Here is a 14,550-nt window from a genome sequence, read left to right on the forward strand (position 1 = left end):
TCATCATGTTGGTATCAGGTATTGTCGCAACGGCATCTTTGGTAGGTATCCTGGCAGCCTTGTTTGTTGCCAGCCTTGTATTGGTTGTGGTGGATAACCGTTTTGACGCGAATCGCAGCCATTAACCCTGATTCCCTATGAAATCATGCGGTTGCATGGAGCCGGAGGGCATCTGCACCTATAATGCGCGGACATTGGTTTGGTGTTTGTCCCCATGTCCTATCAACCGCTCAGTTATGGCCAGCATCTTGCCCGGCTGATTCAGGCTCCTGCTGCCAGTTTGCCCAGCGCGCATGCCGAGGCCGGCGAAAGCCCCCTGCGTATTGCCCTGCTGGGCTACCGCAGCCACCCGCATGTGGGCGGTCAGGGAATTTACCTGCACTACCTGAGTAAGGCGCTGGTGGATGCGGGGCACCAGGTGGATGTGATCTCCGGGCCACCCTATCCCGAACTGGATGGGCGAGTGCGCCTGATCCAGTTACCCAGCCTGGACCTCTACGCCCATCCTGCGCCTGTCCGCGCCTTGCGCCTGCGCCATTTGCGTTCGTTTACCGATACCTATGAGTGGTGGAGCAAGCTGAGTGGTGCCTTTGGCGAGCCCTATTGTTTCGGGCGCCGCCTGCTGAAGTATTTCAAACGCCATCAACCGCAGTACGACATCATCCACGACAACCAAAGCCTTTGTTATGGCCTGTTGGCGCTGCAACGGCGCGGTTACAAGGTGCTGGCGACCCTGCACCATCCGATTACCCGGGATCGCGACCTGGCACTGGCAACGGCGACGTCCAAAGGCCATGCCTGGTTGATTCGTCGCTGGTACAGTTTTCTGGGGATGCAGGGTCGGGTAGTGCAGCAACTGGATCACTTGCTGACCGTATCCCGGCAATCGGTGAAGGATATTGAACAGGCATTCGGCCGTTCCGGAGCAGATATCCGGGTGATTCCCAACGGCGTAGATACACGCATTTTCAAGCCCTTGCCCGCGATAACGCGTATTCCCTGCCGCTTAATGACCACCGCCTCCTCAGACCAGCCGCTAAAAGGTTTAAGTATTCTCCTGCGCGCCTGCGCGCAATTGCGCACAGAATTTCCCGCATTACATCTATTGGTGATTGGCAAACTAAAACCCGGTGGCAGTACCGAGCAGGAATTGCAGGCGCTGGGCCTTAATGACAGCGTACAATTTGTCAGCGGCATCAGCACTGAGCAAATGGTGGAAGAATACGCGCGCGCCAGTATTGCTGTCGTGCCTTCGCTCTATGAGGGTTTTGGCTTGCCCGCTGCTGAAGCCATGGCCTGTGGTATTCCGCTGGTGTGTAGCGATGGTGGTGCTTTGCCGGAGGTCACCGGCGAGGCAGCGCGCCTGGTTGCTGCCGGAGATGTGGATGCGTTGGTTACTGCCTTGCGTGACTTGTTAACAAATCCCTCTGAGTGCACACGCCTGGGCCAGGCTGGCCGCGAACATATTTTGCAGCAGCTAAGTTGGGATTGCGTGGCCAGGCAAATGGAAAACTACTATCGCGAATTATTACGGCAAGGCGCGGCAAATGCTCACCATTAATTTCCGCGATTTTCCCCTGAGTGCCGGTGATAGGGTGCTCGACCTTGGTTGCGGCGAAGGTCGCCACGCGATCAATGTGTATTTGCAGGAACGGGTATTATCCATCGGTGTCGACTTGAACTTGCGCGACCTGCGTACAGCACAGGCGCGCGCTCAGCCTTTTTTGCAAGCGGATCGTCCGCACCAGTTAATATTCAAGCAAGCAGATGCAACCGGCCTACCGTTTGCCGATGGCAGTTTCGATAAGATTATTTGCAGTGAAGTGCTGGAACATATTGCGGATTATCACGCAGTATTGCGCGAAGTGGCGCGTGTGCTGAAGCCCGGTGGGCTGCTGGCCATCACCGTACCGCGCGCCTGGCCCGAAAAAATATGCTGGTGGTTAAGCGATGAGTATCACCAGGTCGAGGGCGGCCATATCCGTATTTTTAATGGCCATCACCTGCGCGATGAAATTAAACAACAAGGGTTTCACTATTATCGCCGCCACTGGGCCCATGCCCTGCACTCACCGTTTTGGTGGTTGAAATGCCTCTTCTGGAAAACCCAGGATACCAATCCCCTGATTAAAACCTATCACCGTATGCTGGTATGGGATTTGATGGAAAAACCCTGGCTGACCCAAACCCTGGAAAAAATACTCAATCCCATCATGGGCAAAAGCCTGGTGATGTACTTTACCAAAGGCACTACAACTGCCCTGCGAAAAAATACCCAGGGAGAGGATTCCCCATGAAAAATTTATTGCTGACCAAAGGTTTTTTTCCTCAGACGTTACTGCGTCCAACCGTAGATTATATCCTCCGTACCCAATTGCCCGATGGTTGCATCCCCTGGTTTGTTGGAGGTAAGGCAGACCCCTGGGATCATATCGAAGCCGCCATGGGCTTAACTATTGGCGGCGAGTTGTCGGCCGCCAGGCGTGCCTATACCTGGCTGGCAAAGCAACAATTGCCTGATGGCAGCTGGTGGGCAAACTATGCCGGCAATGATGCGCTGGATAAAAACCACCGTGAAACCAATTTTATCGCTTATATCGCTACCGGTATTTGGCATTACTTTTTGGTGAGCGGCGATGAGGTTTTTTTAGCAGAACAATTCCCCGTTGTTAAAAACGCTATTGAATTTGTATTGCGCTACCAATCCCCTAGCGGAGAAATTTATTGGGCGGTTGCTGAGGACGGCAGCGCTAAAAAAGATGCACTGGTCACTGCTTCCAGTTCTATCTATAAAAGCCTGGAATGCGCCATTCTGTGTGCGCAAAAACTGGGACAGGATGCAAAAGCCTGGCGCACGGCCTATCTGCGCTTGGGAAATAGCCTGCGTTATCACCCGGAATGTTTTGATCGCACCTGGGAGCCAAAAACCCGTTTTTCCATGGACTGGTTTTACCCGATCCTCACCGGTGTGATCAGTGGCAAAGCAGCACAGCAACGCATCGACGAAAAATGGAAAACCTTTGTGGAAACCAATGTGGGCTGTCGCTGCGTCAGCGATGAGCCCTGGGTAACCGTGGCTGAATCCTGTGAGTTGACACTGGCACTGCTCGCGGCGGGCGAACACGCTAAAGCGGTAAATTTATTCAGCTGGTTATACCAATTCCTCGATAGCGATGGCGGCTACTGGACTGGCTATAATTTTCGCGATCAGGTGATCTGGCCGCGCGAAAAAACCACCTGGACCGCAGGTGCCATCTTGCTCGCCGCCGATGCACTCACCCGGCACACCGCCGCCGCCAACCTGTTTTTACAGTCTGGCTTGGCATCGACGCCCGACGAACTTCCCCTGACGACCGAACACTAGTTATGCGTATCCCACGAATTTATACCAATCAAACTCTCTTGACCGGCAACAAGGTTCAATTGGAAGAATCGGCTTCCCATCACCTGAGTAAAGTATTGCGCATGCAACCAGGGCGAGAGCTGGTGTTATTTAACGGTGCCGGTGGGGAATTTGCAGCAACCATTGATGAAATCAGTAAAAGGCATGTCACTGCCAGTATTGCCGCGCACAACCCGCACAATCGTGAATCGCCCTTGCAACTGGAATTGGCTATAGGTATATCGCGTGGCGAGCGCTTTGAATGGGTATTGCAAAAGGCCACCGAACTTGGTGTAACCAAAATCACGCCTTTAATGACCGAGCGCACCGAAGTCAAAGTCAGCGGCGAGCGCCAGGAAAAAATCATGGAGCGCTGGCAGCACATCCTTATCAGCGCCTGCGAGCAATGCCAGCGCAACCTGCTGCCGCAATTATCTGCACCTGTTCCAATAACCGATTGGCTAAAAACGGTCGATGCAGAGCTGCGTTTCGTGCTTCATCATCGCGACAGCCAAACACTGCCCGCCGACAAAAAACCGCACAGTGCAGCCTTGCTGATTGGCCCGGAAGGTGGATTGAGTGACGATGAAATTGCACTGGCGAAACAGCAGGAATTCGCTGCGTTAACACTCGGCCCCCGCGTATTGCGCACCGAAACCGCACCGATTGCGGCGATCAGTGTGGTGCAGTATTTGTGGGGGGATTTTTAGTCGTCTCGGGTAAGCACTTCCAGCAATTCAATCTCAAACACCAAATTCGAATGGGGCTTTATCAGGGGTCCAACCTGGCGTTCACCGTAGGCGAGGTGTGCGGGTACCCGGAGTTTACGTTTGCCGCCGACTTGCATGCCCAGCAGGCCTTGATCCCAGCCTTTGATGACGCGTCCGGTGCCGATGACGCATTGGAAGGGTTTGCCTTTTTTGTGGGAGGCGTCGAACTCGGTGCCATCTTCGAGCCAGCCGGTGTAGTGGGTGGTGATGAGGGCGCCTTTGACGACGGCTTTGCCGCTGCCGGGTTGGAGGTCTTCGATAATGAGTTCAGTGAGTGAGCCAGTCAAAACAAAGCCTGCTGTGTACTGCGGAGATGAACTAAAAAACCATCCTGCACCAGTGCAGGATGGTTAGGGAGATAAGGTTGTTTACAGGATATCTTCCTGGAAGATCATGACCTTGCGCGAGGGGATGTAGTAGAACCTGAAGGGTTGGTTCGGGGTGCCCAGGCCAGCGTCGCAGTCGGGTTCGCTGTAGGCACTGGATGAGCTGGAAGAACTGGACGATGAACTCGACGAGGAGTTGGATGAGCTGCTCGACTTGCCGGAATCGTTGTAGCGGACAACGACTTTTACGGTATTGGCACTGTGGTCGTAGACACGGATAGAGTCAAAGGTGATCAGCCTTTCGCAATTGCCAATTTGGCCGCGGTCGATCAGTAATACCTGCCCTTCTTCGAAGTCCACAATGTCTGTGTCCCAGCCTGTACTGCCAACATAATCGGTCCAGAGGTCATCCAACTCTGCTGCGGTGCGGATGGCGATCAGCTTTTTATTGAGGTCAGTGGGTGTTGTTGATGGCGTTGTACCCTCGGCGATTCTCTCTGAGCCGCTAATAGAGGGACCCAGGCTGCTGGAAGCCGAGCTGCTGCCGGTGCCGGGGTTGAAGGGGGTATCCCGCTCGGCGCCGCAACCTTGCAGTAAAAAGAACGCTGCCAGGGCAGCCGCGCTGAGCAGGTTGAATCCGGGTCTGGTGGTTAACATGGGTTTCCTTTCGCGTCTAGGCGGTGGTCGTTGGCTGTTACAGGTGCAGGTAATCGAGGAAGTGGCGCTCTAGGGCGGCCACATCGGGAATGATCGCTTCCTCGCCAGCCCATGAGACATGCATGAGCTCAAAAGGTTTATTGTCCATGTCCTCGCGCTCGCTGATCTCTTCTTCGTTGACGCGCGCCAGGCGCGGGATGCCCTGGGTGAGCAGGGCAATAAAGGGGAGGGATTCATGCAGGCCGGTGGTGTTGAACACGGCAAAGCGCGAGCGGTTGTTGAAGCTGGGCCTGGCATCCCCATTAAGCGCTTCGAGCGACAGCAGCGGGATGGTTTGCTCGCGCCAGACACAGTTGCCCAGGTACCACTCGGGGGCATCCTGGATGGCAGTGACCTGGGTGACGGGCACAATTTCGGCCACAGTGACATTGGGTACCAGGAGCAGGCGCTCATGCAGGGGAATCAGCAGGCTGGCAACTTCTTGTACTTTTTTTTCGATGCGCTGGTTGGCTTTCATGGCAATTCCTGTGAAGGTCGTTTAGCGATACTGCTGGGTCAGGGTGTGGGCCAGGGCTTCGGGGCTGCCGATATAGCCGACACAACCGGTCGCCAGGGCCGAGAGCGGCATGGAGTCGCTGGTGCATTCGGTCGGGGTTTGCACCCATACCTGGCCTCCCAGTTGTTTGATCAGGCGGCAGCTGGCCGCGCCATCATCGCCCATGCCTGTAAAGATAATCAAGCCGCAATGCTGGCGGTAGACGCGCGCGGCATTGGCGCACATCTGGTCGATGGAGGGTGCGTAATTGCCCTTCCAGCCTTCGCCGTGGCTAACGGCCAAGGTGCGATTGTCGAGGATTTCCACCCGGTCGAGGGCAGTGACCAGGATCAATCGGTTGGGCTCCAGTACCATACCCGGGCTGGCGACCATGGCGGGATAGCCGCCGGCGCTGTTCATCATGCGGTTGAGCGGGGCGGTTTGTTGGTGATCGATATGCTGCACATAGAGGAACGCCACACCGAGATTGTCGGGCAAGCGGCTGAGAAAACGTTTGACTGCTGCCGGACCGCCGGTAGACGCCCCGAGGATCCACAGGTCGCGTGCCGGTGTTGCCTGCTGCAGGTTGATGTCGCTGCTCAGGCGGCGCAGGCGCTGGGCTGTGCGGCGCAGGCAGGCGCGGTATTCCTCGCTGTTGATGGGGTACTCATCGCTGTCGCTGACAATCACGGGAATGCGGCTGTCGTTAAACAACTGCTCAAACAGGTGATGGTCATCGGGATAATCCTGGGCGACATCCACCAGCCAGGCATCGAGCAGCGGGTGTGGCAGCGCTTCGGTATCGGTTTTAATCAATAACTGGCAGCACAGCTGGTGACCGGACTGTGCCACCAGCTGTGCCAGCGCCTGTTGCTTGGCCGCTGAGTCGACCACTATGCCCACGCGCAGGCTGCTCACGGTTTTACTTCACCGCATGTTTGAGCAGCTCGCGAATATTCTCGAGCAACAGGTCTTCCTGGTAGGGTTTACCCATGTACTTGTTCACACCCAGGCTGAAGGCGTGCTCGCGGTGTTTTTCACCGGTACGCGAGGTGATCATGATGATCGGCAGGTGCTTGAGACGCGAACTGCCGCGAATGGTCTTGGCCACTTCAAAGCCGTCCATGCGCGGCATTTCGATATCCAGCAGCATGACATCGGGCATGTGATCCTGTAGCAGCTGGATAGCTTCGGCACCGTCTTTGGCGGTGAGTACACGGAAGCCTTCGCGCTCCAGGAAGCGGCCGGTTACCTTGCGTACCGTTACCGAATCGTCCACCACCATGACCGTTTTCTCGCTGGTGTCTTCTTCCGGCAGCGACAGGATGCTGGGCGCTTCCAGCAGAACCGCCTGGTGGCTGCCCAGTGCCAGTTGTTCGCGGATCAGGGCATGCAGGTCGAGGATCACCACCACGCTGCCATCCCCCATCACGGTTGCACCCGAGACACCGCGCACCGCACTGAACTGGGCGCCGAGGGTTTTCACCACGATTTCGCGCGAGCCGAGCAGGCGGTCTACTTGCAGGGCCACGGTATTTTCGGCGCTGCGTACCAATACGACAGGCAGGGGCAGGCTCTGGCCGTCCAGTTTGGGTTGGGCGCTGGAGTCGAGCATGGTGCCCAGGTAGCGCACCAGGTATTCCTCGCTGGCATATTCAAAGCGGGCATCCGGCTCCTGGTAGTAGTGTTCCAGCTCGAAGGGGCTGACGCGCACAATACCTTCGATGGTATTGAGCGGGATGGCGTAGAGATCGTCGCCGATCTGGATCATCAGCGCGCGGTTAACCGATACGGTAAAGGGCAGGCGGATGGTGAATTCGGTGCCCTGGCCCCATTCGGAGTCGATAAACATAGCGCCGCCGAGCTGCTTGATCTCGGAGTGCACCACGTCCATACCCACACCGCGACCGGAGATCTGGGTGACTTTTTCGGCGGTACTGAAACCGGCGTGGAGGATAAATTGGATCACGTCCTGGTCGGACAGCTGCGCATCCGGTGACATCAGGCCGCGCTCTATGGCTTTTTCGCGCACGCGCTTGAGGTTGATGCCGCGGCCGTCGTCGATCAGGCGGATGATCACATCGCCGCCCTCGCGGCCGAGGCTCAGCAGGATGCGGCCATTGGCCGACTTACCGGCGGCGGTGCGTTCATCGGGTAATTCGATACCATGGTCCACGGCGTTGCGCAGCATGTGTTCCAGGGGGGCTACCATGCGCTCCAGTACGGTACGGTCCAGTTCACCTTCCACATTGTCCAGGTCGAAATCCACCTCTTTATTCAGTTCGGTGGCCGCCTGGCGCACGATACGGCGCAAGCGCGGTACCAGGCGCGAGAAGGGCACCATGCGCGAGCGCATCAGGCCTTCCTGCAAGTCGGTGTTGATACGCGACTGCTGCAACAGCAGGGTTTCGGTATCGCGGGTTTTGTCGGCGAGGGTATATTTCAGGTCCATCAGGTCGGAGGCTGACTCGATCAGTGAGCGCGATAACTGCTGCAACTGGGAATAGCGGTCCATTTCCAGCGGGTCGAATTCCTCGTGCTGGGCCATCTGTTCCTGGCGGAACAGGATCTGGGCTTCGGTTTCAATGTCCAGGCGGCGCAACTGTTCCTGCAAACGCTCGATGGTGGAATCCATTTCGTCGATAGCATGGCTCAGGTCACTGACCTGCTGCTCCATCCGGCCGCGGCTGATCGAGGTTTCCCCCGCCAGGTTAACCAGTTCTTCCAGCAGCTCGGCAGATACCTTAACCACTTCCTGCGGGCCGGAGCGGCGTGCCGCCAAGTGTTGGGATTGCGCACCGGTGCCGCGCAGGCCGCCAAATTCGCTGCCGGGCACCTTGGGCAGGTTGGTCGGTGCAGGCTTGGCCTTGGGCGCAAAGGTGAGCACATTGGGTTTGTCGCTCGACAGCTCCTGGGCGTCGTCGCTGGGTTGCTCGCGGGTATTGTCCACGACAATCGTGGGTTTGCTGTAACCGGGACGCTCAAAAGTGGTTGGTTCGTCTTCCAGTTCCTCCACGTCATCCGCACTGAGGGTGGGGATATCTTCCAGGGTGAGATCCTGATCGCCCATTGGCTGTTCGGATACTGGATAGCTGGATACCGGTGTTACCGCTGGTGCCTGAGAGGGTATCGCTTCGCCGTTGAGGCGTGCGCGAACCTGCTCGACGCCCGCGTGGAGTTGATCCTGGTAACCATTGACACGGCGGAAAAAGGCCTGGTCCAGTTCGGTATTGCGGTCCATGTCGATCAGCATGGTTTCGAAATCGTGCGATTGGTCGCCCAGATCCACTAAACCTGCTAGGCGTGCGCCGCCCTTGAAGGTGTGCAGGCAGCGTTTGAGTTCTTCCACACTGTCGCTGTTGTTCCAATCGTCCTGCCAGTCCTGCAGGGCGCGGTCGATGTCTTCAAGCAATTCACCGGCTTCATCGATAAAGATCTCGACAATTTCCGGATCAAAGTCTTCATCCAGTTCAGCGACAGCCGAATATGCCGCGATATTTTCGGGTTCGGCTTCAACGGTGGCAGGCTCAATCACTTCCTCGACAACTGCCTCAGGGATTGATACTTCAGGGGCAATGGTTTCAGGGACAGCTGCTTCAGGAGCTTCCTCAACCCACGGTTGGTCGAGGCTTGTTACTGGCAGTGCGACTTCATCGATGGGAGCAATGTCTTCCAACAGAATGTCATCGAACCGGGTTTCCGAGGCTTCGGGTGAACTGGCCAGGTCGTCATCGACAAAGAAGTCAAGGGCAACAGGCTCTATGTCCTCGTCCAGGATAAATTCGCTTTCCAGTTCGGGTATGGCGGAGAAATCGTCACCGTCACCGGCTGCGGAAATTGATGCCTCCTGGGCCGGGAACCCGTCGTCCGGCAGGTCGGGGCTTTCCAGTGCAGCGATGGTTTCATCACCGCTGTACGGCTCATCAACCAGCTCTTCGATGTGGAAGGCATCCTGGGTCAGGGCAGCGAGGGTGACTACCTCGTTGCTCAGCAACTCATCAAGCTCGGCATTGACCGCCTCGGGAATCGCTTGCAGGTTTTGGCCGGCGGCTATGGCATCGACCATATCCAGCAAGGCAGTGTGAGCGTGGTTGAGCGCGTTGCACAGGCTATGGTCGCAGCTGAGCTGTTGCGCCAGGATAGCTTCGTAGACGCTTTGCAGTTTTTCGCCCAGCTCCGCCATGACCGGTAGATAGGCGTGGGCAGCGGCCTGGGTCAATTTGCGCAACTCTTCCATCACCGGCACCAGCTGACGGGTGTCCTCCGGCGCTGTGCGCCAGTGGGCGATGATTTGGTCGGCGTCCAGCAGCAGGTTCATTTCCTCAGCCATAAAGATGGCGAGCAGTTCCGGGTCGATCGGGCGCTTGCCGTGTTCGTCCAGCTCCTGTTGGCGCACCAGTGGTGCTACGTGGATTTCGCGCAGTTCGTTAACCCGCGCCACGAACTGTTGCAGGCGAGGGATATTGACCTCTTCGCCCGCCTTGATCTGGTCGAGGGCGACCTGGGTATAACTGACAGCATCGCGCAGGAGTTGGAGGATATCGTCGTTGATATTCACCTGATAGGAGCGCAGCTCTTTCACAAAGCGTTCCAGCGGGGTTGCCAGCTCGGCCACCTGGGTAATCTCGGCCATATGGGCGCTGCCCTTGAGCGTATGCAGGGCGCGCTGCATGGCTTCGCTCGGCGGCTCGTAGATAGGCGCTTCGGCCTCCATATGCGCAATAAACTGCTGGACTACCTGCAGATGGTAGAGCGCCTCGGTACCAAAGATATCCCACAGCTGGGCATCGGGGTCGTCGATATCATCTTCGCTATCCAGCTCCAGGTTGGCATAACTGGCGCGCAGTTGCTGTTCCTGGCTATCGGTATCGATGGCGGTTTCTTCGATAACCTCAAGGCCTGGCAGGTTTTCGAGGACGATATCCTCTGCGCTGGATGGCTCATCGAGGCTATCGCCATCGACCAATTCCATATCAAGGAGGGTATCTTCCGACGTCTCTGCGGGCGCGAGTTCGTGCAATTCTTCGTCTTCGCCGATGGCTTGTGCTTCGGCCAATTCCGCCAGTGCCTGGCTCAGGTCGTCCAGCTCGTCATCGCTGGTGGGAGCCAGGGTGTCAGTGTCATCCAATTCCAGGTGACCCAGTTCCAGGTGATCGGTAACCGCGAAGGCGTCGGCTGTTGATTCGGGCTGGATCTCGTCGGCCGGCACCTCTTCAAGAAGGATGTCGGCGATGGGCTCAGGCTCATCAACTGTCGCGTTGGCAGCCGGTGGGGTTGGCGCAAGCCCCTGGGCAAGCTGATGTGCCTGCTGGCGATAGCTCTCTGCCTGTGCCGCATGGGGGTTGGGTTGGTCGAGGCGGAAAGCGTCGATCATGTCGGGCAGCAGTGCCACTACCCCCCGGATAAGGTTGACGTGAATCTGGCCGGGCTCGATGGTGTGGTCGATAACACGGTTGAGCATGTTTTCAATCGACCAGGCCAGTTCGCCGATTTCATTGGCACCGACCATGCGACCGCTGCCTTTCAGGGTGTGGAAGGCGCGGCGGAATTCGGTCAGGGAATACTTATCGTCAAAATTCTGGGCCCAGCGCGGGAAGTACTCGCCAATGGTTTCCGTAACCTCACCCGCCTCTTCAATAAAGATTTCGATAATCTCATCGTCGATATCTTCATTGTCGCGCTCGATGACCGGTGCATTGGAGGTGCGAATCAGCGTGGGCTCTTCTTCCGGTTCGTCTTCCTGATGGTGGGATTCTTCCGGGGCATCACCGCCGGCTGTATCTGCCAGGTCGCCAGTCGTATCAGCAAGATCGACAGGTGCTTCGTTGATCTGCTCTTCAGTTTCCAGCGATGTGTCATGGCTGGTTGCTATGTCCCAGGTGTCGCCATCTGTTGCCGGTTCGGTTCCAGCGGACGGTGCTGTGGCTTGGGCATAGGCCGAGGCCAGTGAGGCGGCTTGATTGTCGTCGTGGTCTGCGGTGACGGCAGATTGGGCATAGAGGGCACTCAGTTGTTCGCTATCCTGCTCCAGGCTGGTTGTTGCCTGGTCATCATCAATAACAGCGGGTTCATCGTAGGACGACAGCTCGGTGGCAGGGTCCATTTCCAGGGAGTGTTCGGGAGCAAGTCCTACACCTGGCGTCTCTGGCACTGTGTCGGCTGCAGGTACTTCGGGTATGTCTACCGGTGTGCTTGCAGCAGCCTGCGGACGGCTGGTCTTGGCAACGGCGTAGCCCAGGGTGGCGACGCTTTCTTCTGCCACACTCAGCAGCAGGTCATTTTCTTCTTTGCGCGCGCCGCTGCTCAGGCGCTCCAGGTAGTACTCGACGCTGGTAATCGCATCGGCCAGGGTATCCAGGGTGGACCATTGGGGCGTCGCCTCCTCCTGCAGCAGTTTTTCTTCGATATAGCGGGCACAGGCGCCGAGGATACGCGCCGGGCGAGGCAGGGGGACTATATCCAGGCCACCGCGAATTTCGCGCAAAATGTCGGGAACCTGCTGCAAATGTTCGCGATTCCACTGGGAAGCGATGTACTCGATGATGGCGTCCTTGGCGTGCTCCAGGCCATTGCGCGATTCGCGCAGTACGGAGTCCTTGGCGCGCGCGAGGGTGATATCCGCATCCAGGATGGTTTCCTGCGGCGCTTGTCCGCCCTTTTCGAGCAGGTTGTCGAGGGCGTTTTCCAGCGCCAGTATCTGGCCGGCAACGGCCATCAGCTGGTCTTGTGATAGCTCGCTGCGCGCGTCGGCCACCAGCTCCAGGGCGGCGCCCTGTTCGAGGATATGTTTGCGCAGGTCGCCCAGGCCCAATACGGCCAGGGTATCGGCCACCCGCTTGACGATGGGCAGGGCACTGCCCAGGGCCTGTTGGGCATCGCCGCCGTTCAGGCAGACATCCAGCGCTTCCTTGATGATGCCCAGTTCGTCTTTCAGCGCGCCCACCACCGAGCGCATGGCATCGGCATCGGGGGCAGAAATCATATTTTGGGCATCGTCGCCCGCTTCTTTGCCTTCGAGCAGCGCCTGCTCAAGGTTATAGGTGTCGTAAATACGCTGCAGGTTGGAGTCGGGCGCAAAGCCGGGGGCGTGTTTGCCGGCGCGGGCGACATAGTAGAGCAGGTTTTTGATCAGCTCGTCGTTGGTAAAACTATTAAGCGCCTTGATGCCATGGACGGCGAGGATTTTGATTTCCTTGTCCAGTTGGCGCAGCAGGTTTTTCACCGCCACGCTGATTTCCAGGGCATCTATTTCCAGGGCTTCGACCAAAGCCAGGCAGATATCCCAAAGCGCAAAGCGGGCGGTGCCGTGGGTTAGTTTTTGCAGGCGCGCAAAGGCCTTGTGCAGGTAGGCGAGGTTTTCTTCCGGGTTGATATCGCGGATAAAACCCGAGGCGGCGTACTGGTACATCTGGCGCAGCTTGAGCACCATGGCCTGGAATTGCACGTTGTCGTTGGTCACCGGCAGGCGTGCACCGCTGACTTTGCGCGCGGGTGCCAGGTTAGGTACGAAGAGTTTGGTATCAGTGAGCAGGCTTTCGCCGCGCACGGCGCGCAGGTCGTTGAGTAAGGGCAGGACAACCAGGGGGTTATCCTTGCGTGTGGCCTTGACCTGGTCCAGGTAGAGAGGGAATTGCAGGATGGCGCGCATCAGCACTTCCTGGGCTTCGGTGCTGTTGGCCACCTTGCCGGCGATCATAGCCTGGGTCAGCTGTTCCATCTCGCTGGCGAGCATGGCAGCGCCGTAGAACTCCACCATCTGCAAACTGCCATGTACCTGGTGGATATGGGTCAGGCAGAAACGGATACGCGCGGCGTCGTTGGGATTCTCGACGTAGTTTTCCAGCGACTGGCGTGCCTCTTTGAGGGTTTCTCCAATCTCGTGGATCAACCAATCCAGGGCGGCAAAATTGCGGTTATCTGCCATTGGGCGCATACCTCATCATTATTCTTGCTCGGCGCGTATATATGCCTGCACCTGGTCATCAGTCGTGCGTTGCATCAGGGGATGTTCCCAGTCAACTGTTTCACCCAGGCCTACAACCAGCAGGCCACCGGGCTTGAGTCGGTCGATCAGCGCATTCAACACATCGCGGCGCAGCCAGCGACGGAAATACACCAACAGGTTTTGACAAAAAATCACGTCCACTTTGACGTGTGGCAGCTGGCGTGCATGGATGATATTCGCCTGGGTAAAACACACGCGATCACGCAATTTTCCGACGACTTCAAAACTGCCATCGGCACATTGATGCATGTAGCGTTTGATTTCCTCGGGCTTGATCTGCTCTATGCGCCGCTTGCTGTAACGGGCCTTGCGGCCAGCGGCCAGGGCTGAACTGCTGATATCCATGGCGGTAATCCCGTAATAGGGATCGAGCATCGCCAGCTCAAAGCAGTCATTAATCACCATTGCCAGGGAATAGGGTTCCTCGCCGGTGGCACAACCCAGGCTCCACACATCGAAACTGTTGTGCAGGGTTTGGTTGTTGATCTTGTTTTGCAGGTATTGGCGCACATATTCGATGGAGTCGCGATGGCGGAAGAAACTGGTTTCTTTCACCGCAATGCGGTCTATCAGCCGTGTCCACTCCAGCTTGCCCTCCAGGCCATGGGTGACATAGAGGTAGTAATGGTCATAGTCCTCAAAACCCAACTCGCGCATACGGCTGGACATTTGAGACTCCAGCCAGGCTTTTTGCTGGAATACCAACTGGATACCCGTGCGCTCCTCCAGCAGTTTGCCCCACTGGCTAAACTGGTCTTCGGAGAGGGTGGGAAGTGTGCGTAGCGACCAAGCCATACAAATACTGATCAAACTCCGCGGCCCTGGGGCCTTATCTGGGTAGCGGTAATCAGGCAAAGACAATCAATCCCTGGCGT

10 protein-coding genes are annotated in these 14,550 nt (G+C 57.2%); 4 read left to right on the plus strand and 6 right to left on the minus strand.

Features of this window, described 5'->3' with window-relative positions:
- Positions 1–214: 214 nt before the first annotated feature.
- The 4 genes from CJA_RS00325 to CJA_RS00340 are packed head-to-tail and all read left to right on the plus strand — an operon-like array spanning position 215 to position 4,092.
- A complete protein-coding gene (locus CJA_RS00325; RefSeq protein ID WP_083766803.1) occupies positions 215–1,561 on the plus strand; it encodes a glycosyltransferase family 4 protein in 1,347 nt (448 codons plus the stop codon).
- Positions 1,548–2,297: a class I SAM-dependent methyltransferase gene (locus CJA_RS00330; RefSeq protein WP_012485751.1), complete on the plus strand. Its 750-nt coding sequence runs from the start codon at positions 1,548–1,550 to the stop codon at positions 2,295–2,297. Before CJA_RS00325 ends, CJA_RS00330 begins: the two co-directional genes overlap by 14 nt.
- Positions 2,294–3,364 (plus strand): prenyltransferase/squalene oxidase repeat-containing protein, encoded by a 1,071-nt coding sequence (locus CJA_RS00335; protein WP_012485752.1) that lies wholly within the window; start codon positions 2,294–2,296, stop codon positions 3,362–3,364. Before CJA_RS00330 ends, CJA_RS00335 begins: the two co-directional genes overlap by 4 nt.
- 2 nt (positions 3,365–3,366) lie before the next feature.
- Positions 3,367–4,092: a 16S rRNA (uracil(1498)-N(3))-methyltransferase gene (locus CJA_RS00340; protein ID WP_012485753.1), complete on the plus strand. Its 726-nt coding sequence runs from the start codon at positions 3,367–3,369 to the stop codon at positions 4,090–4,092.
- Here the strand turns inward: CJA_RS00340 and CJA_RS00345 are convergent.
- From CJA_RS00345 to CJA_RS00370, 6 genes are all read right to left on the minus strand, one after another.
- The gene (locus CJA_RS00345; protein WP_012485754.1) at positions 4,089–4,439 is read right to left on the minus strand and encodes an FKBP-type peptidyl-prolyl cis-trans isomerase; all 351 of its coding nucleotides are present in this window, start codon (positions 4,437–4,439) and stop codon (positions 4,089–4,091) included. The genes CJA_RS00340 and CJA_RS00345 overlap by 4 nt on opposite strands.
- 81 nt (positions 4,440–4,520) lie before the next feature.
- On the minus strand, positions 4,521–5,135 hold the full coding sequence (locus CJA_RS00350; RefSeq protein ID WP_012485755.1) for a hypothetical protein: 615 nt from the start codon (positions 5,133–5,135) through the stop codon (positions 4,521–4,523).
- 37 nt (positions 5,136–5,172) lie between these two features.
- On the minus strand, positions 5,173–5,652 hold the full coding sequence (locus CJA_RS00355) for a chemotaxis protein CheW (protein WP_012485756.1): 480 nt from the start codon (positions 5,650–5,652) through the stop codon (positions 5,173–5,175).
- 21 nt (positions 5,653–5,673) lie between these two features.
- Complete coding sequence (locus CJA_RS00360; RefSeq protein WP_238526799.1) at positions 5,674–6,588, minus strand: chemotaxis protein CheB; 915 nt, start codon at positions 6,586–6,588, stop codon at positions 5,674–5,676.
- A gap of 4 nt (positions 6,589–6,592) precedes the next feature.
- On the minus strand, positions 6,593–13,594 hold the full coding sequence (locus tag CJA_RS00365) for an Hpt domain-containing protein (RefSeq protein WP_041550786.1): 7,002 nt from the start codon (positions 13,592–13,594) through the stop codon (positions 6,593–6,595).
- Between the two features lie 18 nt (positions 13,595–13,612).
- Positions 13,613–14,470 (minus strand): CheR family methyltransferase, encoded by an 858-nt coding sequence (locus CJA_RS00370; protein ID WP_041550789.1) that lies wholly within the window; start codon positions 14,468–14,470, stop codon positions 13,613–13,615.
- Positions 14,471–14,550: the final 80 nt, after the last annotated feature.

Source organism: Cellvibrio japonicus Ueda107, from assembly GCF_000019225.1.
Lineage (GTDB): Bacteria > Pseudomonadota > Gammaproteobacteria > Pseudomonadales > Cellvibrionaceae > Cellvibrio > Cellvibrio japonicus.

What these genes read in the sequence shown, in the direction of transcription:
- CJA_RS00340 (WP_012485753.1), top strand. Translation starts at nt 3,367, where the DNA reads ATGCGTATCCCACGAATTTATACCAATCAAACTCTCTTGACCGGCAAC.
- CJA_RS00350 (WP_012485755.1), bottom strand. Translation starts at nt 5,135, where the DNA reads ATGTTAACCACCAGACCCGGATTCAACCTGCTCAGCGCGGCTGCCCTG.
- CJA_RS00370 (WP_041550789.1), bottom strand. Translation starts at nt 14,470, where the DNA reads ATGGCTTGGTCGCTACGCACACTTCCCACCCTCTCCGAAGACCAGTTT.
- CJA_RS00325 (WP_083766803.1), top strand. Translation starts at nt 215, where the DNA reads ATGTCCTATCAACCGCTCAGTTATGGCCAGCATCTTGCCCGGCTGATT.
- CJA_RS00365 (WP_041550786.1), bottom strand. Translation starts at nt 13,594, where the DNA reads ATGGCAGATAACCGCAATTTTGCCGCCCTGGATTGGTTGATCCACGAG.
- CJA_RS00355 (WP_012485756.1), bottom strand. Translation starts at nt 5,652, where the DNA reads ATGAAAGCCAACCAGCGCATCGAAAAAAAAGTACAAGAAGTTGCCAGC.
- CJA_RS00330 (WP_012485751.1), top strand. Translation starts at nt 1,548, where the DNA reads ATGCTCACCATTAATTTCCGCGATTTTCCCCTGAGTGCCGGTGATAGG.
- CJA_RS00335 (WP_012485752.1), top strand. Translation starts at nt 2,294, where the DNA reads ATGAAAAATTTATTGCTGACCAAAGGTTTTTTTCCTCAGACGTTACTG.